Annotated in this window: 22 protein-coding genes; 8 read left to right on the top strand and 14 right to left on the bottom strand. The window is 68.4% G+C overall.

Translation table 11 applies throughout. The features are described 5' to 3' along the window. Positions 1–275: 275 nt before the first annotated feature. On the bottom strand, positions 276–2,729 hold the full coding sequence (locus ALI22I_RS08165; RefSeq protein WP_238598204.1) for an SdrD B-like domain-containing protein: 2,454 nt from the start codon (positions 2,727–2,729) through the stop codon (positions 276–278). A 344-nt stretch (positions 2,730–3,073) separates the two neighbouring features. Here ALI22I_RS08165 and ALI22I_RS08160 point away from each other — a divergent pair, with 344 nt between their 5' ends. Then, positions 3,074–3,676, top strand: coding sequence for a hypothetical protein (locus ALI22I_RS08160; RefSeq protein ID WP_238598203.1), 603 nt, complete (start codon positions 3,074–3,076; stop codon positions 3,674–3,676). A gap of 7 nt (positions 3,677–3,683) precedes the next feature. Here ALI22I_RS08160 and ALI22I_RS08155 read toward each other — a convergent pair whose 3' ends face one another. After that, positions 3,684–5,000, bottom strand: coding sequence for a right-handed parallel beta-helix repeat-containing protein (locus tag ALI22I_RS08155; RefSeq protein WP_202970859.1), 1,317 nt, complete (start codon positions 4,998–5,000; stop codon positions 3,684–3,686). Here ALI22I_RS08155 and ALI22I_RS08150 point away from each other — a divergent pair. Beyond that, positions 4,951–6,240, top strand: coding sequence for a Dyp-type peroxidase (locus tag ALI22I_RS08150; RefSeq protein ID WP_238598202.1), 1,290 nt, complete (start codon positions 4,951–4,953; stop codon positions 6,238–6,240). The genes ALI22I_RS08155 and ALI22I_RS08150 overlap by 50 nt on opposite strands. 210 nt (positions 6,241–6,450) lie before the next feature. Here the strand turns inward: ALI22I_RS08150 and ALI22I_RS50565 are convergent, their stop codons facing one another. After that, a complete protein-coding gene (locus ALI22I_RS50565) occupies positions 6,451–6,594 on the bottom strand; it encodes a hypothetical protein (protein WP_179118148.1) in 144 nt (47 codons plus the stop codon). A 209-nt stretch (positions 6,595–6,803) separates the two neighbouring features. On the opposite strand from ALI22I_RS50565, the gene ALI22I_RS08140 reads away from it, so the two are divergent. Further along, positions 6,804–7,229, top strand: coding sequence for a tetratricopeptide repeat protein (locus tag ALI22I_RS08140; RefSeq protein ID WP_077004863.1), 426 nt, complete (start codon positions 6,804–6,806; stop codon positions 7,227–7,229). A 144-nt stretch (positions 7,230–7,373) separates the two neighbouring features. Here the strand turns inward: ALI22I_RS08140 and ALI22I_RS08135 are convergent, their stop codons facing one another. The 4 genes from ALI22I_RS08135 to ALI22I_RS08115 form a co-directional block, all read right to left on the bottom strand. Next, complete coding sequence (locus tag ALI22I_RS08135) at positions 7,374–7,907, bottom strand: hypothetical protein (protein WP_077004862.1); 534 nt, start codon at positions 7,905–7,907, stop codon at positions 7,374–7,376. A gap of 328 nt (positions 7,908–8,235) precedes the next feature. Beyond that, positions 8,236–8,754 (bottom strand): SPFH domain-containing protein, encoded by a 519-nt coding sequence (locus tag ALI22I_RS08130; protein ID WP_077004861.1) that lies wholly within the window; start codon positions 8,752–8,754, stop codon positions 8,236–8,238. Between the two features lie 239 nt (positions 8,755–8,993). Next, on the bottom strand, positions 8,994–9,326 hold the full coding sequence (locus tag ALI22I_RS08125; RefSeq protein ID WP_143532054.1) for a hypothetical protein: 333 nt from the start codon (positions 9,324–9,326) through the stop codon (positions 8,994–8,996). A gap of 247 nt (positions 9,327–9,573) precedes the next feature. Beyond that, positions 9,574–10,140, bottom strand: a complete 567-nt coding sequence (locus ALI22I_RS08115; RefSeq protein ID WP_077004859.1) for a hypothetical protein — start codon at positions 10,138–10,140, stop codon at positions 9,574–9,576. 87 nt (positions 10,141–10,227) lie between these two features. Between ALI22I_RS08115 and ALI22I_RS08110 the strand changes: the two genes are divergently transcribed. Beyond that, a complete protein-coding gene (locus ALI22I_RS08110) occupies positions 10,228–11,241 on the top strand; it encodes an AraC family transcriptional regulator (RefSeq protein ID WP_077004858.1) in 1,014 nt (337 codons plus the stop codon). A 122-nt stretch (positions 11,242–11,363) separates the two neighbouring features. Here the strand turns inward: ALI22I_RS08110 and ALI22I_RS08105 are convergent, their stop codons facing one another. Together ALI22I_RS08105 and ALI22I_RS08100 are read right to left on the bottom strand one after the other, a co-directional pair. Then, positions 11,364–11,822, bottom strand: a complete 459-nt coding sequence (locus ALI22I_RS08105) for a transposase (protein WP_077004857.1) — start codon at positions 11,820–11,822, stop codon at positions 11,364–11,366. Positions 11,823–11,862: 40 nt separating this feature from the next. Beyond that, on the bottom strand, positions 11,863–12,246 hold the full coding sequence (locus ALI22I_RS08100) for an Ig-like domain-containing protein (RefSeq protein WP_179118147.1): 384 nt from the start codon (positions 12,244–12,246) through the stop codon (positions 11,863–11,865). A 352-nt stretch (positions 12,247–12,598) separates the two neighbouring features. On the opposite strand from ALI22I_RS08100, the gene ALI22I_RS08095 reads away from it, so the two are divergent. The 3 genes from ALI22I_RS08095 to ALI22I_RS08090 all read left to right on the top strand — a co-directional run bounded on the left by ALI22I_RS08095 (position 12,599) and on the right by ALI22I_RS08090 (position 15,175). Further along, on the top strand, positions 12,599–12,967 hold the full coding sequence (locus tag ALI22I_RS08095; RefSeq protein WP_077004856.1) for a hypothetical protein: 369 nt from the start codon (positions 12,599–12,601) through the stop codon (positions 12,965–12,967). A gap of 509 nt (positions 12,968–13,476) precedes the next feature. After that, positions 13,477–13,641: a hypothetical protein gene (locus ALI22I_RS50560; RefSeq protein ID WP_179118146.1), complete on the top strand. Its 165-nt coding sequence runs from the start codon at positions 13,477–13,479 to the stop codon at positions 13,639–13,641. Between the two features lie 718 nt (positions 13,642–14,359). Then, positions 14,360–15,175: a hypothetical protein gene (locus ALI22I_RS08090; protein ID WP_143532053.1), complete on the top strand. Its 816-nt coding sequence runs from the start codon at positions 14,360–14,362 to the stop codon at positions 15,173–15,175. Here ALI22I_RS08090 and ALI22I_RS53265 read toward each other — a convergent pair. The 4 genes from ALI22I_RS53265 to ALI22I_RS08070 form a co-directional block, all read right to left on the bottom strand. Continuing rightward, positions 15,172–15,441 (bottom strand): hypothetical protein, encoded by a 270-nt coding sequence (locus ALI22I_RS53265; RefSeq protein ID WP_238598201.1) that lies wholly within the window; start codon positions 15,439–15,441, stop codon positions 15,172–15,174. The genes ALI22I_RS08090 and ALI22I_RS53265 overlap by 4 nt on opposite strands. Positions 15,442–15,959: 518 nt before the next feature. After that, positions 15,960–16,097: a winged helix-turn-helix domain-containing protein gene (locus ALI22I_RS55475; protein ID WP_083751541.1), complete on the bottom strand. Its 138-nt coding sequence runs from the start codon at positions 16,095–16,097 to the stop codon at positions 15,960–15,962. Between the two features lie 15 nt (positions 16,098–16,112). Further along, on the bottom strand, positions 16,113–16,442 hold the full coding sequence (locus ALI22I_RS47520; RefSeq protein WP_083751540.1) for a helix-turn-helix domain-containing protein: 330 nt from the start codon (positions 16,440–16,442) through the stop codon (positions 16,113–16,115). Between the two features lie 181 nt (positions 16,443–16,623). Next, complete coding sequence (locus tag ALI22I_RS08070) at positions 16,624–17,247, bottom strand: PadR family transcriptional regulator (protein ID WP_077004854.1); 624 nt, start codon at positions 17,245–17,247, stop codon at positions 16,624–16,626. Between the two features lie 469 nt (positions 17,248–17,716). Between ALI22I_RS08070 and ALI22I_RS08065 the strand changes: the two genes are divergently transcribed. Next, positions 17,717–18,097 carry a hypothetical protein gene (locus tag ALI22I_RS08065; RefSeq protein ID WP_077004853.1) on the top strand — a complete coding sequence of 127 codons (381 nt, stop codon included), beginning with the start codon at positions 17,717–17,719 and terminating at the stop codon, positions 18,095–18,097. Positions 18,098–18,166: 69 nt separating this feature from the next. Here the strand turns inward: ALI22I_RS08065 and ALI22I_RS08060 are convergent, their stop codons facing one another. Further along, the gene (locus ALI22I_RS08060; protein ID WP_077004852.1) at positions 18,167–19,249 is read right to left on the bottom strand and encodes an integrase core domain-containing protein; all 1,083 of its coding nucleotides are present in this window, start codon (positions 19,247–19,249) and stop codon (positions 18,167–18,169) included. Positions 19,250–19,284 lie beyond the last annotated feature (35 nt).

The following is a 19,284-nucleotide window of genomic DNA, read 5'->3' as shown; positions in this document are numbered from 1 at the left end:
CGGGCTCATAGCGGACCGGGCCTGCGAGCTGCCGGCGAACGACCGCGTTCTCGTGTCGCAGCACGAGCAGTCGGCGCCCTTCGCCACCTCGCCGCGCGGCAACACCGACGGGACTGACAGCAGCTTCCGGGTCACCTGGCACAGCAGGGACACGATCACCAGAGCGTGCTCTCAAGCCGGTGCCCCGCTGCTCTACCAGCGACGATGACCTTTCGAGCGGCACAAGGTCGTCTGCCCGCCCGCGCGACTCGGGATCGCGGGCGGGCAGACTTGTGTCAGCCCTGCTTGGTGCGGCGTTTGCGGCTCACGAACGCGAGTGCCGCGCCCGCGCCGAGGACCAGGACACCGAGGAGGATCACCCACGGCAGACCGGAAACACCGGTGTCGGCCAGCGAACCCGTGTTCTTGCCGGCCGGGGCCGTCGTGGTCGGGGCCGGGGTCGTCGGCGGTTCGGACGTCGTCGGCGGCGTCGTGGTCGGCTGCGGCTGTGGGACGTACACGCCGGCGTCGATCGTGTGATCGACTTCGCCGGGGTTGGCCGGCGCCGTGACAGGCGCGTATCCGTTGCACAGCTGCCCGGTGGTCGGCGGGACCACATTGGAGTCGTGCACCCGGTCGTCACCGGTCAGCCCGAGCGTGAACCGCAGCTCGGTAGCGGGCGGCTGACCCGTCACCTTGCCGGTATTCGCGGTGCAGACGTTGAACTGCACCGTGTACTTCGCGCCCGGTGTGAGCTCGTAGGCGGCACCGACACCGCCGAAGTAGTACTCGCCAGCGGCATCGGTCCTGGTCGTGGCGACCTGCTTGCCGTCGGCGTCCAACAGGTTGATCGTCGCGTCCGGCAGCCGCACGTCCGCCGGGTCCTGGACGCCGTTGTGGTCGCCGTCGAACCACACCAGGTTGCCGATCTGGATCGGCGCGTTCGCCGCCTGGTACGCGATGGCCCCTAGCCCACCGGCCTTGCCGAACCCGTTCCCGTTCCGGCCCCGACCGACGAACTCGTACGCGTTGGACGGAGGGTTGTTACCAGGCCCCGCGCCGGTCGTGATGTCGTAGTAACCGGTCCCGGCCGTGGCGGCGTTGACGGTCGGGTCCATCTGCGTGCTGACGACCCATTGCAGCTGCGGAATGTAGGCAACCGACCCTAGCGCGGCTTCCTGGTGCGCCGCGCGCCCTGCGGGGCCCTGCAGAGAAAAGTAGTCACCCGGGAAGTACTCGACCACGCCGCCGGCCTGATCGCCGTCGTTGATGTCGTTCGCGTGGTCGGGGCAGTTTGCGGTGCCTTCCCAGGAGTATCCACCGGTGGGATTGACGCAGGCCATGTTGATGTCGCCACCGGAAAAGCCGCGCTGGTTGGCGTTGTTGCCCGGCCGCGGGTCCAGCGCATCCCAGCCCACCACGTCCATGAACCGGTCGCGGAAGCCGAGGATCATCGACCCGTCACGCGCGAAAGCCAGGCTGGCCAGTTGCGGCTGCGGGTCGACCATCGTGCCGTCACCGGTCACGTCGTGTTCTTCCCAGGTCGACAGGTCGGTGTTCCACGGGTTCCAGTGGTTGGTCTGGGGAGGGTCAGATCGGCCGGTGAGGACATCGCCGCGCTCGAAGTCAAGCGACTGGGTCAGCACCGTGGTGAATCGCGTGCCGTCGTAGGTGTAGACGACAGCCTTCAGGTCCGCGCGGTTCTGCGTGCTTTCCGCGCTGCACACACCACCGACGTACAGGGTGGCATCGTGTGCGGCGACAGCAAACGGCCGCCAGTCGGTGGGCGCCGCGCAGCCCGGGTCCGGGACCGGCACCGTGGCCGCGGGCGCCGAGGCGGTGGCCCCGGTGGCGTCGAAGCTGACCAGGGTTCGGGTCAGCAGGTTCACCGCGTACAGCGTGGAGCCGTCCTCCGACAGCGCAATGCCGCCGATGCTCTCCTTGGTCGGCGCGTCGGTGAACCCGCCGTCCTTGATCAGGTTTGTGGTGTCGTGGGGTGTCACCGCGGCGCCCGGCACCTTCGCGAACAGGGTCGGTGCGCCGCCGCCGTCGACCGGGACGGTGTAGATCGCGTCCCCACCTTCCGGCCCGTACAGGGCGTGCCGCCGGGCGAACGCGCTCTGGAACAGCCGGCGCCGGTCCTTGTCGTAGGCCAGCCCGAACGTCGTGCCCACCTGGGCCTGGGTGGCGAGCGTGGTCGGACACGCGACATCGTCGGGACACGTACCGCGGGCGTTCACCCCGAACGCCACCAATGCCCGGGTGTCGTGCCCATTGGCAGCGTTCTGGATCGGCACGAAATACCGGGAATCCGGCAGGGCATAGTGGACGGGGTTCCAGACCGCGGTGATCACCGAGTCGTTCTTGCCGTCCGACACGTCCACGAACGTGGTGAAGCTGTCGAAGTGGTTGGTCGCCGTCGAGGCCGGCGCAGCCTGCAGATAATCGCTGTAGGGCTCAGGGATAGTGACATCGACGCGGTAATGACCGCCGGTCAGCACGGTGGACGGCGGCACCACGACCTTTCCGGTCGCATCCGTGATTCCGTTGACGTGACGGCCTTGTGGGTCGGAGATGTCGACGTGCATGCCTTGCTGCGGCACGTCCATCGTCGTGTTGATCACGCCGGTGCCGAAGAAGTCCCGCAACACCTGGACCGTCAGCGTGCCGTCCGTCGCCGACGCGGCAGCCGTCCCGGCAGTCGCCCCGGTGATACCGCTGCTCGCCAGCAGCAGGCCGGCCAGCCCCACCCGCGCCAGTCCACCCCTACGCGTCCGGGTTCTCCGGCCCATCGCTATCCCCCTGTGTAAGTCGTCGTGCACCGTCACATACAACCAGAACCGGCGTCTCGCCATGTGCCATACGATTGGGTGAATCAGGGTGTGAATCAGCGCACCTGTTAGCATCCTGCCGCGTGCGGAGCATGCGAGCCCAGCAACGCCTCCCCCGGCGCCGATCGCTACGGCCGCGCTGGGCGGTAGTCGTCATCGGCATTGCGGCTGCCGTGGCGGTCGGGGTGGCCGCATTTCTGATCATCGATCCTTATTCAGGGCCTACTGGTCCACGTGCGTTGACCTCGGACGAGGTGAACCGGTTGGCGATCGCGCGGTTCCGCAATTACGAGGCGGGAGGCCGCGCGGTGACGATCACCGTGCCGACCACCGCCGGTGGGCTGGTCATCACCGGATCCATCGATTACCGAGCAAAGCTCGGTTATGGGGTGGTGCGCGGCACAGGGCGCGATACGTCCAGCGACGGGCTGATTCAATGGAACTCCACCACTGTGTTCGTCCATCCGATGACGAATACCCCGGCGGAGGCGCCGGCGTCGCCGCCCGGATCTGATTGGCATCGTCGTCCGCTGCAGACGTCCGGCAGTTCGCTGGACAGTTCGTTGCTCATCGCGCTCAGTCTCGGTAGCGACCGGCCGGACAACGCCGAACTGCTGCCGCAGAACGGCGCCGCCTGGGTCGGCCAGGACCAGGTGGGCGGCCGTCAGGTGGACGTCATGTCCGGGCCGGCCGCGCGCGGCAAGCCCGGTACCGCGGGGAACGTCCGCTACTGGATCGGCTCGGACGGCACCATGTACCGGGTTCAGGCCGACGTGGCGTCCGAGCCGCAGCCGGTGATCATCGATTTCGACACCCAGGCCTACGTTCCGGTCCAGCCGGCGCCCGGAGTCACCCCGACGCGGTAGCCGCCGCTCAGGATGTCCGCACCAGCGCGCCGTCGGCCAGCAGTGACGCCGACGGCAGCGGGATCGTCGCGATGTCCGGTAGCGCGGGAACGGCCGGAACAGCGGTGGCGCCCGTGGTGGTGGCATTCGGGAACTGCGGCTGCGGGGCGGGCGCGGCCACGTCGGTGAACGGGATACCGCGAGGTGGCCTCGGGCTCTCCCACGTGCCGGACGGCGTCGGCGACTGGTCGGCGACCGGGCAGGACGCGGTCGTCGCGAGCTGAGCGGGCACCGTCGTCGCGAGATCGTTGCCGCGCAGGCAGTTGCCCCGTCCTTGGGTGGCGGTGGGGAACGTCCAGCCGACGTCGACACCGTTGGAGGTGAAGGTGTTGTCCACGATCTGGTTGCCGTTCGGCGGTATGTCGGCGGTCGCGGTGATCACCAGCCCGGCGTTGACATTGCCGTCGACCCGGTTGCGGAGCACCTGGTTGTCGCTGCCGCCGTCGATGCCGATGCCGATGCCCCACCCGCCGTCGGCCTGTTCGGGGGTCGAGTCCTGCTGGTTGGCCGCGACCAGGTTGCCGGCGACGTGGGAACCCTGCTGCGGGAGCAGCTTCTCCTGGTGGTCGGAGTTGGTGGTGAGCCCGACCCGGTTACCGACGAAGCGGTTGCCGACCACGTACATGTCCCCACTGGCGTTGGTGCCTTCGTAACCGACCGCGTTGAGCTCGGCGATGTTGTCCCGCACCACGATGCGACAGGGCTTGCACTGCCCGACGTAGATCCCGGAGTCGGCCGAACCCGACGCGTACGAGTGCTCGATGACACCGTCCTGGGCGGAGAACGCATAGATGCCGTACAACCCGTTGCGGGTGGCCGTCACATGGGAGACCAGGAACGACTTCAGGAAGGTGACCGGCTCGTCGCCGGTGTCGTAGCCGCCCTGCCCCGGAGTTCCGGCAGCCGCCGCCGCCGAACCGGTGACCAGGACCCCGTTCTGCGTGTTGTTCTTCACGGTCAGGTTCTCCACGGCCACCCCGGGCGCGGTGACGACGATCCCGTTCGGTCGCTGCAACTGCCCGTCGATGACGACCGTGTCCCGGGACTCGCCGCGAACAGTGACCTGGGCCGTGTCGACCTTGACCGACTCGTGGTAGACGCCCGGCGCGACCAGGACGAGGTCACCGGGCTGGGCGAGGGACACCGCATCGGAGATCGTCGGGGCGTCAGCCGGCACCCGGATCGTCACCTGCTCACCGGCCGGTCGACTGCCCTTGCCCGATCCGTCATCGCCGGTGCCGCAGCCGGCCAGTACGAGGGTTGACGTGCCCAGCACCGCGGCCATCCCGCGAAGACGGAAACGAGGCATGATCCCAGTCTGGCATGACCGCCGGGTTCGCCTGCCGCAGGGCGGCTATGGCACTCTCCACACCGTGCGCCGAGCCGACCATCACCCGTCACGCCGCGCGTTTCTCGGTGCCGGCGCCACCGTCCTGGCCGCCGGCCTCACCGCCGGGTGCGAACCGCGTTCCACTGAGTCGGGTCAGCTCGATGCCCCTGCGTCAACCACGCCGGTGCCACCAACGGGTCCTCATCAGGCGGGTATCACGCTCCCGCGACCAGCCCAGCCCAACCTGCTGGCCGTAGTGACCGACCTCGACGACGGTGTGGCTGTCGGCCCGTTATTGGCCGAACTCGGCCAGGCCGTCCTCACGCTCACCGCGGGGACCGACGCACGACTGCTGGGCCTGCCGCCGGGCGATCTCACCGTGACGATCGGGGTCGGCCCCCGACTGGTGCGCATGGTCGATCCTTCCCTACCCGGCGCAGCGGACCTCCCCCAGTTCTCCCGCGAGCAGATCGCCCCGCAAGCACGCGGCGGGGACCTGCTGATACAGATCTGCGCCGGCGACGCCCTGGTGGTACCGATCGTCGCGGCCGCGCTGCTGGACCAGGCCGGCGACCGGGTACGCGAACGCTGGCGGCAGTCCGGGCGCCGCGGTTCGAACGTTCCCGTAGATCAAAGCCTTACCGCGCCACGAAACCCGCTCGGTTTCATCGACGGCATCGTAGGCCCGCACACCACCGCCCAAGAACAACGAGACCTGTGGCTGGCCGGACCGGCTCCGGTCGCCGGCGGCACCATCGCCGTGCTCCGCCGCATGGAACTCGATCTGCCGCGGTTCGCCACGCTGTCCGTCGCCGACCAGGAGGCAGTCTTCGGTCGACGCCGGGACACCGGCATCCCCCTCTCCGGCGGCACCATCGCCTCCGACCCGGACCTCGGCGCCAAAACACCGGACGGGCGCTATCTCATCCCGGCGGACGCCCACCTTCGCAGAGCGCACTCCAGCGTGGTCGGCGTCGGCCTCATGCTGCGCCGCTCCTACGGCATCGACGAACCCGCGGCGGGCCTGCTCTTCATCAGCTTCCAGAACGACATACGAACATTCACCAACACCCTCACCCGTATGGACAACGGCGACGCACTGCTGCCGTTCACCACCACCACCGCCAGTGCGAGCTTCCTGATACTCCCCGGGTTCGACCAACAACACCCGCTTGGCGCCACGCTGTTCCACTGATCAAGCCGACCACAGTGGACAGTGGTGGAGGTTCGGTCGAGACGCCGGTGCCGTTGCGGTACCGGCGTGGCCGCACCTTCGGGCACGTACCAGCGCCAACCCGAGCGTCCGCAGTGCCCGTCAGCGCCCGTTTCCGAACTTCTGCGGTCGGGTGAGTCAGCGGTGGTGACCGCGGCCCCGGTCGGCTGGGTCGTCGACCGGTGTCCCGGGTCAGCGCAGTTGGACGTGTGCCGAGGTCGGGCCGTTGCCGGCGCTGTTGTGCGCCAGCACGGCGGCCTTGAGTGGCTGCTCGGTGGCGTAGGGGTCGGGCGCGATGGTGACGGTGGTGGAAGACGTGGTCTCGCTGGCACGCACTGGCCTCGCACGCCGAGGCGGCGCTGGAGCTGTACCGGGCGTACCTCGACCACGTCCCGCCGGACCTGGTCGAACAGGCGATCACCGCCGCTCGCGGGGCGACCCTCTTCCGCCGTCACGTCCATGATCTCGACCAGGCGGCGGTCGACCTCGACGCGATCCTCGACACCCAGCGGCGGACCCTGGGCGAGCACCACCCGGACACGCTCGTGACCAGGACGGACCTCGCCGTCGTCCGCGGCACGCCCACGCTGCCGGGGCAGCGGGATCAGACCGAGGCGGAGTTGTCGGAAGTGCTCGACGTCCAACGACACGTGCTCGGCGACCATCACCCCGTCACACTGCGCACCCGATACGCGCTGGCCGGCCGGCTGGGTGAGCGAGGTGACTGGCGCGCCGCCGAGCAGGTATACCGGCAGACGTTGGAGATCGCGCAGCGGGAACTGGTACCGGACCACGAGTGCACGCTGGCCAGCCGGGACGGACTCGCCTGGGCCCTCTACTCACTGGATCGGTTCGCCGAAGCCGAGACGGAGTTCCGTGCGGCGTTGGAGGTCCATCGCCGTGTCTTCGGCGAGGAACACGCCAACACGCTGGCCACCTGGCACGGCTACGCGAGCGTGCTGGCAGGATAGCCACCTGGCCCGGAACGATCACCGGCCCGCGCCGCATCCACGCGTCCAACAACCCGGCCCCGGGCTATCGGGAAGGATCAAGCCCTCCAAGCCATCGAAGGACGCGTGCTGAGCACTGGCAGCGCCACAGGGCGCGCCGGGCCGTCAGAGGCGCTGCTCCCGCTCGATCAGGCGCAGGTTCATGTTGACGGCCACCTGTTCCGCGCGTTGGCTGGCCTCCTGGCGGGTGGCGCACCGCAGGTCGAAATCGCTCGTGGTCATGACGACGAGCGACCGGCCGCGGCCGGTCAGGATGAGGGCGAACGCGTCGCGGTAGGAGCCGACACCGAACCAGCCGGTCACCGCCGCCACGAACAGCGGCAGCTCGGGCACGTTCGCCCGGTCCTCGAGCGGGACCAGGCCGAGCCATTCCTCGGCGTCCCCGAGGTTGTCCATCGCCAGGTCGGGCTCGGTGTCCCAGCGGATCTCGTCCCGTCGCACCGGTTCCCGGCACGACAGCCCTTCCTGGGTACAGGAGAGCGTGACGAACCCCGTGTCGGTCTCAAGGGCGAGCTCGCCCGGCAGGGGGATCGTGCCGTCGTCCGACACCGCGGCCAACTGCCAGAGCCCGGTCACGGTGGCGCCGAGCAACGAGCGGGTGAACGGGGTCAGCTCTCCGGTGGGTTGGGGTTGTACCACAGTGCACCTCCTGCGACGCGATCATCGGAATGGTCACCACGAAGATCCTCTCGACCGCCCACACGATCACCCCCGCCACGAGGTCCGCGCCAGTCGGGCAGGTCGCCGTCCAGCCGCGAGCTGAGTTCGGTGGTCATCGCGTGCAGTTCGGTGGCCATGTCGTTCCACGTCGCAGCGTGGGACCTGACCACGTCGGGCTTGCCGGTCAGCTCGTCCCAGCATCTCCCGCAGCAGCTCGAAGTACTCCACGGCCCAGCCCAGGCCGTTGACCGGCGGTGCGCTGACAAGGTCCATGACGGTGACCACGACCTCGACGCCCAGCCCGCACCTACAGCACGACCGCCCCGAAGATGCGCGAGTCGACGGTCAGTTCGACGGACTTGACCGCGATGCCCCACTGGCCGGCCCGCGTTCGCAGAAACGCGTGAATCGCCTCGTCGATCCCCCGGCGAGTACGCATCGCCTCCGGCCACGGCACCGTACCGATGTGGTTGTTGAACTCCACGCGGGCGGACAACTCGACGGCGGAGACCCAGCTGGCGTTCGCGTACACGACGGCCTCCACGTCGACGACCTGGACGGCGACCCGCATGGTCACCCAAGACATGAGATTGCCCGAGGCCACCGCGTCGGTCAGGGGTGTGGTGATCACATGCTCACGCAGGTCGACACGGGCTCGCTCCCGGTCGATCAGAGGAACGCGGACATTTACCCCTGCCTGGGCCACCTTCCGGAACCGGCCGAGCCGCTCGACCACCACCGCCTTGCCGTGCGGCACCACGAACACAGCGCGGAACGCGAGCACCGCCACCGCCACCGCACAAGCGGCGACCATCGCCATGGTCATCGCCCCAGCTTGGCAGAGCACAACCAACCCGCCGGCGACCTGTCCGCAACCGGACACCCGCCGCCGAAGGCCCACGCGGATCTTCCACGCCGCCCGACTCGCGGCGGGCACACCTGCCGCGCACGGTTCGCCCTCGCTGTGCTGTCGTGGTCGCCAGCGATTCCGACCATGACACTGCACCTGCTTGTAGAGCAACTGCGACCGGCGCTCGACACGGCCACGGACGACCCGGGCAAGAGTCAAGGCTGAACGCGGTGTTCACCCTGTCCGCCCGGTCGACGCCTGCCCGCTCCGCCCTCTTCCGCGGCGGGCGAGTGGACAATTGACTGCAACACGGTCAACAGCGCCGGAAAGTCCGGGCTGTCGACCGACACGAGACCACCGGCCTCCGGCATCCACACCTGAACCCCGCGGTCCCCGAACAACAAGACCAGCTCCTTGAACTCGGCGACGGTGCCGAATGCCCGCTCGTAGTCACCGACCACCACTGCGTCGAAACCTCGGTCCGACTCCCGGTACAGCCGGACAGCACGGGCCCTCAACTCGTCGGGGTACTTCTTCGGTGGTGCCACGGACGACTCCCTTCAGGCCCTATCGGACCATGTCTGGAAAGCCTCCGAGCTGTCGGGGGAACCTCAGGTCCACCGCTGGTCGGCGCCGAAGCCGTGCACCGCAGGGCCTATGTCCCGCGCGTCGGCCAGTCGTCGTAACCGCGACTCGTCCAGTCGGCATCGGGGAGCCGCCCGGCCCTGTCGAGGCCAAAGCCTGCTCGCCTCCGCGCCGCCATCGTTTCCGACAAGACATCGGTCAACCCAGTCTTCACGATCGATTTGTAGCGTTGCGCTTTGAGGTCCTACCGCCGCTTATCGCATCGATCGCCCAGGTGGCGAGGAGGACGGCGAGGCCACACCAGCCCGCGATGAAGAACACCGTCTTCCCGAGCGTGCAGGACGATTGCAGGAAGTTGAGCCAGTCCGGATGCCGGTCGCGGAAGGCGATCAGCGCGAGCATGGAGACGTTCTCGCTCGCGTCCATCGTGGGCGCCAGGACAAAGGCGGCAGTGGTGAGCCGGCCCAGCCGGCGTACCCAGGCTCCGGCGTTCTGGCGGCGGGCGGCGAGCAGTGTCACCGCGGTGAAAACCAGCAGTGTGCCGACGATGATGGTGACGTCAAGGGCTTGGACGAGGACGAACTGGTCGAGGGTCCCGTTGCGCTCCAGCGTATCGAGGGCGTCGTACTTGTGCTGGAGGTCGAAGCTGAGCGGCACACCACCGAACCCGGCACCCGGGTAGTGGACCCGGGCGAATACCTGTTCGGTGACTATGCCGCCGGGCACCATGATCAGCAGGCCAAGGACGAGGCCGGTGAGGGGCCTTCTCGATCTCATGTTCCGAAACTAGGAGCCTGCCGCGGTCAGTAGCATGTGCTCCGGTTACAGCATTCTGGCATCTGGTACCAGGACTGGACGGCGACGGTGACACACCCTGCGACGATCTGCGCGGCGCTGGTCGGCAACATGGTCGCATTGCTGTCCGGCGCCGGCGCCGACCCGGCGGCGATCGAGCGCACGCTCGGGTTCGGCCTCGACCGGCTGACCGACCCGGACGAGCAGCTACCGCTCCGCCACCTGGCCCGGTTGGAGCGGGAGTCGCCGCAGCTCACCGACGACCCCGCGATCGCGCTGCACCTGGCCGCGCAGTGCCGGGGAGATGGCGGCGACGTCGGGATCGTCGGGCACCTGGCCGCGCACAGCCGCACCGTCGGCGACGGCATCCACCAGGTTGTCCGGTACGCCAACCTGCTCGGGACGGGGATCAGTCTCACGCTGCGGCGACGGGATCCCACCGCGGAACTGGTCTACGGCAGGACCGACCCCGACCTGGCGACCGTCCAGGGCGTCGAGATGGCGTTGGCCGAGACGGTCATGACGCTCCGACAGCTGGCCGGCGGCGTATTCGACCCGGTGATCGCGCGGTTCCGCCACCCACCGCCGGCGTACGTCGCCGAATACCGGGTCGTCTTCGGCGATGCCGCGCGCTTCGGCCAGACGGAGGACAGCGTGACGTTTCCGTCGACCGTACTGGACCTGCCCTCGCCACGAGCGCAGCCGTACGTCGGCCGTGTCTTGACCGAGCACGCCAACGCGCTGCTGGAGCGGGCCGACGCCGCCGGGCCGTACCGTCGACGGGTCCAGGAGAGCATCCTGCACCAGCTCCCGCACGGCCCCGCCGGTGTCGATCGGACCGCGCGCGCCCTCGGAATGAGCCGCCAGACCTTGTACCGCCGGTTGAAGGACGAAGGCACCTCGTTCCAGGCGTTGCTCGACGACATCCGCCGCCGGTCAGCCGCTCGATACCTGGCCGAGCCCGGTCATGCGCTCAGTGACGTGGCGTTCCTGCTCGGCTTCAGCGACTACAGCGCCTTCCACCGTGCGGTGCGGCGTTGGTTCGGCGTGAGCCCGCACACCTACCGGCAGCAGTCACGCTGACCCCGGTCGCCGGCACACGACCAGGTCCGTACCACCGTCGGCGCTTGGTGAGATGACTGGTCTGACGGCGGAAATGCGAAGCTGGCTCTGGCGCAAAGTCCGTGATCCCACTGGGGAACCGGTCATTCGCTCAGTAGAACGCGGCGCCGGAGAAGGTCGAAGTTGGCGCGGCCGAACATTTGTCTCTTGATCGACTTGAGTTTACAGACGGCTCCCTCGACAGCGCCGCTGCTCCAGGTGAGGGTGAGTCCGTTGCGTACGGCGTCATAGTCCTTGAGCAGGCCGGCTGCGAATCCCTGGATCTGGGAGATGTCACTGGCCTTGGCGGTGGCGATCCAGGTGTCCAGGTGCTGGCCTTGGCGGTGGCGGAGCATGCCGGCGAAGTCGCTGACCAACTGATCGACGGCGCGCAGGGTCGTGCAGCGCTCGAGGATCCGGGCGAGGTCGGCATGTTCCTGCTCGGTCCGTTTCGCGGCGGGGCGGATGATCCATCCGGTGACCTGGCGCGGTTTGGGCGTCGATACCGGCGTGGCGCTGGGTGGGGTTGCATTGCTGCGCCAGCTTTGCAGCAGCCGTCGCACAGTGCGGTTGGTCCCGCGGTAGCCTGTGCCGCTCGAAAAGTCATCGCCCGCACGGGCAGACCCGTGCCGCGACCGACGTCTCCGCGGAAGCCTCGCCGACCACGTCCTCCGCCGCGTTGAGCGCGCGGACCCGCAACTGCGCGGTCCCCGAACCCGACGGCGTGAACGTGTGGCTCCACGCCGCTTGTCCGACCTGCCACGTGGCCGCCCGCCACGCCACGCCGCCGTCGGTGGACACTTCGACCTCGGCGACAGGGCTCTCGTCGGTGACGGTGCCGGAGAACGTGTAGGGCGTGCCGACCGTCGCTGTCGTCGGGACGTCGGTGAACGCGGTCGCCGCGACCGCCACCGACCCACGCCACGCGACGGGCGCGACCACCAGTGCCGCGGCGAACACGACGACCGCGAACAACCGTGCCGCCACCGTACCGGATCTGCACCGTGCCGGATCACTGGAAAACATCGAGCGCCCGTCCCATCTCGCGGAGCCTCGGTCGGCCCCGGTTCCACGCCGGAGATCGAAGCCCAGCACCGCGCCGTTACCGCGCTACGCCCAAATGCTGTGCGCGATAGTCCCTGTGGCGCAAGGGATTCCTCGACGCGTCCGCGATTGTGCGGAGACCGAGCCCTTCGGTCCGGGATCACTTGGCGGCTCCGCTGGTGATGCAGAAAGGATCTTCCGCTGCACGACCGCCGGCACGTCGACCAGCTGGCTCGTCGACCAGCTGGCTCGTCGACGACTTGCCGAGGCCGATCCGCGCACCGAGGACACCCTGGTGCAGCCCATCGACGCCGGGCCTTTGGTCGAGCGGCTGGTCCGGGCGTTCGTCGAACCCGGCCTGGAGCTGATCGACCACCACGGCGATCGAGGGCCGGCGGTGACGAAGTTCATCGGCCGGGTGTTGTTCGACCCGAGTCCGCGGATCCGGCAGTTGTTCGTCGACCAGGTGGACCCGGTCGAGGGTCGCTACCTCGACGCTCTGCGAGAGGCGTTGCCCGACCTGGACGACGACACGATCCTGTTCGGGTACACCAGCATGCTCACGTTGTTGGCGGTGCAGCAGGCGGCCACGTTCAACGAAGTCCGGTGGCACCTGTCAGCAGACCGGACCGCCGATTCACGCGATGGTGCGAGAAACTACTGATCGCGTTCCTCACCGCCGGGCTGACCCACGGTTTGACGCGGTAGATACGCCCGACGAAGCAGTTGCCTCCCCATACGACGCCGACGACGGCCAACACCAGCCAGCCCACCACCGTCGCGGTCGAACGGGGTGAGTCCAGGTCGAGGGTGGCGGCGAGGGCCATGGCCGGCAGCAGGCCAAGAGCGAAGTCGTCGTCGAATCGACATTCGACGACCTACCGGGTGATCCTTTTCGACCGGCGTCGCGCCCCGGCGATGCTCAACCGATGCGCAGATCAGCCCGTATATTCTTCCGTGTCGTGTCGACCAATTCGGTGGCGTCGCCCGCCTGGCTGGATCAAACGGGCGTCGATGCGGCCAGTCGAACGCAAAGGCTTCGTTCGACAGCCTCGTCGACCTCTTGCCGAAAGTGTTTTCGTCGTCCATGCTCGGCGGATACCTGACTTCGGCGTGGGATCCGCCATCATCTCGCGCCACTCCGTACGAGTCGACGAGAGGTGTTGTCGAACAATGACGTCCGACACGCGAGGCAAGCGATCGCGGAGCACCGGTGCGGTGCTCGCGGCGCTGTTCGTGGATGTGCCTGCAGCCGTGCTGGCACAACCGACCGCGACCGCGGTGGCGCAATCGGTCTACATCCCGGCCCGGTGGCAGCAGACCGGAGAAGTGCACTGAGTCCAGGGCCGCACCCGTGAATCCGCCAACTTTCCCACTCCCGTGGGGAGAGCGGTCGGGGACCGATTTCGCGTCCGCTCCCTCGCCGTACAACTTCGACCCGAACAACGTCTTGTCGCAGTGGGAGCACCCGTAGTCCTTCTACATCGGCACGACGCGGTTCGCGCCCGAGACCGGACCTGCTCGCCCAGCACAAGATCATCGTCAGAGCTCGCGACCGAATCCGTGACCGGGGCAGCGCCGCTCGTCCTTCCTGTGACCACGCCGTACTTCTTGTGACCGCGAGGTCTCCGACGTGCGCAGTCGCACACCGGGAGCCACTCCACCCGCGCACTGTCCGGCCGCCGCCTATCCGGCCGTCGCTATCCGGCTCGGCCTACACGCAACCCTGCCTGATCTCTTGGAGGTCTGAGTGCCTATAAAGAAGCTTCTCGCGATGATCGGGTCTGGCGCGACCATCGCTTCTGTCCTGGCATTGCCCGGTGCGGCTGCCGCCAGCACCCCGGTTCCAGTCGCTGCCGTCGTCGCCGACCCCGGCCATGCCCTCGATGACCACGCCCACGCCGACGGCACGGCTCCGCACTCGCATGAGCAGTCGACGCCGGCTGCAGAGCGTTGCCAACGTGCCGATGAGTTCGCACCCAAGCCTGGACTGGGCGACCGTGTGTGCGCGATCGGCAACGGCCAGTTCAAGGTACGCACCGCGTACGGCGACCAGGTGACTCACTTCGACGCCCCGCTCCCCAAAGACAAGGGCGCTCGGGACACGGTGACCTCGCCGGCGATCACGTCCCTGGCCGCGCGTTCTCATTACTGCGCTCCGGACTCGTACCGGATCCAGCTCGTCTACATGATCCCCGCCGGCGCACCCGACGCGTCGGCGGCGATGGTCCCGCTGATCAGGCAGCACTTCATCCAGTCCAACGACATGGTGTCGAACCGCGCCGCGCAGTACAGCGGGGACCTGTCGCTGCGCGTCGCGTGCGACTCCGCGGGCCAGCCCGCCGTCCGAGTCCTGCGCAGCAGCCACAACAACAGCGACATCGGCGCCATCGACCAGGAGGTTGCGCGCCAGGGCCAGCGGATCACCGGTCAGGACAACGTCGTGTACTGGGGAGACGGTGGTTGCGGCGGTGGCGTCGCCTACGGCAGCGGCGACACGCGGCCCGGCGTGGAGAACGCCGTCAACAATGCGCCCGGCATCGCGGTGGTCTACGGGCGGTGCCCCTTCACCTACATGCTGCACGAGCAGGGGCACTCGATGGGCGCTGTGCTCCCGAACGCGCCCAACACCTCGGGCGCCGGTCACTGCAACGACGACGCCGATGTCATGTGCTACAAGGACGGCGGTCCCAACTCGGGGAACTACCGCTCGAACGTGTGCCCGTCTCCGAACGGGAACCTGGACTATTACTGGGACTGCAACGTCAACGACTACTTCCACCCGAACCCGCCGGCCGGGTCGTTCCTCGCGAGGAACTGGAACCTCGCGAGCTGCTCCAATCGGATGGTGTACCGCCCCAACTGCGGCTAGGCACCACCGACGGCGGGGATCAACCGGCTCCAGTCGTACAACCTCCCGGACCGGTAGCGGCCACCGAACGGGTTGACGCGACCTTCCGGGTCCTGAGCTAGCGGCACCTGTACACCGAGCACGACGAAGCCCCTTCGCTGCGCGGAGGGGCTTCGTCCTGTGGGCAAGTCGGTCATTGGCGTGCAGCAGGCGGTGACGCCGGTGATGTGCAGGCGCTTGGTGCCGTGTTCGAGGAAGGCCAGTGCGTAGAGGCGTTTGCCGAGCACGGTGTCCAGGTGGAAGAAGTCCGCAGCGATGATGCTCTCGGCCTGGGCGGTGAGGAACTCCCGCCAGGTCGGGCCGGTGCGGCGCCGGGTCGATGCCCGCTTCGTGCAGAATCCGCCAGACCGTCAAGTGGGCGATGCGGTGGCCGAGCCGGTTCACCCTGGATCCGTCGGTGCCCCCATCGCGGGTTCTCTCCGGCGAGCCGCAGCACGAGCGTCTTGATCGCCGCTCGTGTCGGTGGGCGTCCGGTAGGTCGCCGCGCGGAGTAGTCCCACTTGCGGGCCACGAGTTTGCGGTGCCAGGCGAGCAGGGTGCCCGGAGTGACCGGGAAGACCTCTGGCCAACGGCGACGATCCTGCGCCCACGATCTCAATCGACTGCTCACCAGGATCGGCCGCCATGATCGCCACGCGCCACAACCACACGGGCGGGTGGCCGCGGCGGGACCAGGTGCGTGCCCTCGGCGGGCGCGGCAACTGCCCGGACTCGTCGACGAAGCACTGCCACGCATCCCGGTCCCTTACCGTTTTCCCACCCGTGGCCAGGTCTTTCGCACCCACGTGGTCACATCCCGCTCGTTGCGTTCGGCGGCCCGCCGCACCCCGACCTGCACCGTGAAGCCCATCTGCCGCAGGATGCGCCAGGTCGAACCGGACATGGAAACCCCGGGCGATCACGGTGCCCACCCGGGCCAGGGTCCCCCCTGGTCCTCGGTCCAACCGTGCGCGGCCGGTCCCTTGTCCAGCTCCGTCGCCGGCCACGCCCGCCACTGCGGCCGCATCCGCGACCGCCGCCCGGACGGCCCCTTCGACCACAAGGCCTCCACGCCGCCGCCCTGCCAGCGGGCGTACCAGGCGTAGGCGGACTTGCGGGACACCCGTAGCCGCCGCGCCACCTGCGACGGTCTCTCACCCTGGGCGAACAACTCGGCGGCCTCCAACCGCACCCGCTCCCGCTGTGCCCGCTGCTTCGCGGTCAGACCGCCACCATCGGAATATCGCATGTCACCGGCATACACCCGCCATCAAGGGCCATCGTCACCCCGAACCGAAAAGGTCGGCCTTGGGGTAAGGCCCCTGAGCCAATCAGAGGCACTACCGGGTGGTTGTGTTCGGGCAAGGCGCGCGAGAGTCGGCCGTGCGGGTCACGCGCACGGTGCGGGGAGGTTCGCCGGTCGCCGCGCGCTACCAGGGTGTCCGGCCGGCGCCCAGTCGGGTCAGCAGGTCGGCGGGGGCGGGGCCGTTGTGGGTGTCAGGCCAGTTCCGGACCTGCTGTTCGGCCCAGTCCGCCCACTGCCGGGTCATCTGCGCCAGTCCGACCCGGTATGCCTGCGTCAGGCCGACGATGTGCGCCCGGTCGGGGTAGGGCTCGTCGCCGGTCGTGTAGTCGTGCGTGATCGTGGCCGCGCCGGCCTGGGTTCGCTCGGCCCAGGCGCGCATCGCCTCGATCGCGCCGAGCAGGTCCTCCTTGTCACCGAGGTCGGAGAACAGGACCTTCATCATCGCGTCGAACTGGAACTGCGGTTCGACGGCGGGGTCGGACAGCCAGCGGCGCAGCTCCCGACGCCCGGCCGGGGTGATCGAATAACGGGTGCGGCGCCGCCCGCCGTCGGCCTCGGCGGCCGCCGAGGCCAGACCGTGCGCCACCAGCGCCTTCGGTTCGTTGTAGACCACGCTCTCGGCCGAGGCCCAGAACGTGCCGCTGCGCCTGAACTGCTGCGCCAGTTCGTAGGGCGTGTGCGGGCGCAGTCCGAGCAGACCCAGGATGCCGTAGGACACGGTGGTGAGCTTCTTGGTCCGACCGGCCAAATCCGCCTCCCCGGTCTTGTCAGGTACTCCGTTCCGGAGTATAGACATACTCCGAAACGGAGTATCTACCGCGAGGTGTCCCATGATTCAGACACCACCCACCCCCGCCACCGAGTTGTCCCGCCTGAGCCGACCCGCCCTGATCCTGTCGACGATCGCCGCCGCGGTGTTCGGCCTGCCAGCCGGCTGCGGCGCGGGGTTGCGCGGGTTCGGACTCACCGACCCGCCGACTTTCCCGAGGCGTACACCGCCCTGGCCTGGGTGTCCGTCACCGTCGCCGGCCTGGATCTTCGTCGGCCTCTCGAACAGCGCACCGATGGTGTCGCAGGTGCGACGTGACCGCTTATCGCCGTGCTTCGACGGACATTCAAGGAGCCACGTGAGACATCCAGCCCGTAGGCGATCACCACGATTACTCGGTGTCCTGCTCTGCGTCCTCGCAGCTGCGGGGTGCGTCTCGATCGCCGAAATGGAGAAACTCGAATCCCGCATCGAGGATGCGGGCTACACCGAGGTCGGGGTCGGCCACATCGTCAACACCAACGGCTTCGACACGGTGGACATCATGGCCAACAAGCCCTCGGTCACCGACGAGGGCGCCGACATCGCCCGCCTCGTCTGGCACACCTACCCGGAAGAAGTGGACGAGGTCGTGGTCACCCTCAACGGCACCACCCGATACGCCACCAGGGAGTACATGCAGGAGGCGTTCGGCCCCCGCCAGCTCCAACCGAACCCGGACGAAGACACCGACCTGGGCGACATCTTGGTGTGGGTGGTCGTCGTCGTCCTGATCATCATCGTCCTGATCAAGGTGCTGAGCTTCCTGGGGCGCTTCCGACGCCGCTGAGGGCCGAACCTGCCGTGAGCGGATGATCCCGCCACCCACCTGTGCCGCTCGAAAAGTCATCGCTGCTGGTCAAGCGGCATGTCTGTACTCGTTGATGAGTCCGCCCAGGATGCGGGTGCGCAGCGGTCTGTGGGTGTCGAGCTCGTGTACCGCAGCGGGGTGGTGCTGAGCCTCGGGTGGTAGTTGGTCGCGGGCTTGGTGGGGTCGGTGTCGGTTGTAGTGGTTCTCGTAGGTCTTGAGGATCTGACGTGCGTGGGCTTCTCCCGGAACCAGGACGTGGTCGAGGAGTTCGCGTCGGATGGTGCCGATGACCCGTTCGCAGTGGGCGTTCATCCGGGGCGCCTGCGGCGCGCTGGTGATGACGCGTAGGTCGTCGGCCTCGAAGACGGTGTCGAAGGTCTGGCCGTACTTGCCGTCACGGTCGCGGAGCAGGAAGCGCAAAGACTCCAGGCGGATGCCGAGGTCGGCGGTGAGGTTTCCGGACTGCTGCGCTGTCCATGCCTGTGTCGGGTGGGCGGTGACGCCGGTGATGTGCAGGCGCCTGGTGCCGTGTTCGAGGAACGCCAACGCGTAGACGCGTTTGCCGAGCACGGTGTCGATGTGGAGGAAGTCCGCCGCGATGATGCCCTGGGCCTGGGCGGTAAGGAATTCCCGCCAGGTCGGGCCGTGACGGCGTAGCACTGGGTCGATGCCCGCGTCGTGCAGGATCCGCCAGACCGTCGAGCGGGCGATGTGGTGGCCGAGTCGAGCCGGTTCACCCTGGATCCGTCGATGACCCCATCGCGGGTTCTCCCTGGCGAGCCGCAGCACGAGCGACTTGATCGCCGCTCGGGTCGGTGGACGTCCGGTACGTCGATGCGCGGTGTAGTCCCACTTTCTGGCGACGAGTCTGCGGTGCCAGGCGAGCAGGGTGCCCGGAGTGACCGGGAAGACCTCCCGCCAACGCCGACGATCCACCAGTCCGGAGAGGGCAGCGAACCAGAACCGGTCCGCGGGCTCGTAGCGCACGGGACCCGCGAGTTGCCGACGAAGTACCGCGTTCTCGTGCCGCAGCACGAGGAGCTCGGCGTCCTTCGCCGCCTCGTTGCGCAGCAGCACCGACGGGACGGACAGCAACCTCCGGGTCACCTTGTACAGCAGGGACACGATCACCCAGGCATGCTCTCAAGCGGTGTCTGCGCCGCTCT

Origin of the sequence: Saccharothrix sp. ALI-22-I, assembly GCF_001984175.1 — a bacterium.
In the GTDB taxonomy this organism is placed as follows: domain Bacteria; phylum Actinomycetota; class Actinomycetes; order Mycobacteriales; family Pseudonocardiaceae; genus Actinosynnema.
Note: the sequence above shows the minus strand (reverse complement) of the source record. Positions and strands in the feature narration are given on the sequence as shown.